Annotated in this window: 1 protein-coding gene; it reads left to right on the top strand. The window is 64.3% G+C overall.

Annotated features, from left to right (window positions below):
- The coding region (locus tag AC0L27_RS41255) for a chemotaxis protein CheW (protein WP_473323858.1) at positions 1 to 350 on the top strand (350 nt) is incomplete at both ends.

The following is a 350-nucleotide window of genomic DNA, read 5'->3' as shown; positions in this document are numbered from 1 at the left end:
GGCTCCTCCGTCACCATCAAGATCCCGCTGACGCTCGCCATCGTCTCCGCGCTGATCGTGGAAGCCGCCGGCGACCGATTTGCGATCCCGCAGCTCTCGGTGGTCGAGCTGGTGCGTGCCCGCGCCAACTCGGAGCATCGCATCGAGCGCATCAAGGACACCGCGGTGCTCCGGCTGCGCAACAAGCTGCTGCCGCTGATCCATCTCAAGAAGCTGCTCAAGATCGACGACGGCGCCGTCTCCGATCCCGAGAACGGCTTCATCGTGGTGACGCAGGTCGGCAGCCAGACCTTCGGCATCGTCGTCGACGGCGTGTTCCACACCGAAGAAATCGTGGTCAAGCCGATGTC

The organism is Bradyrhizobium sp. Ken51 (assembly GCF_055807435.1).
Note: the sequence above shows the minus strand (reverse complement) of the source record. Positions and strands in the feature narration are given on the sequence as shown.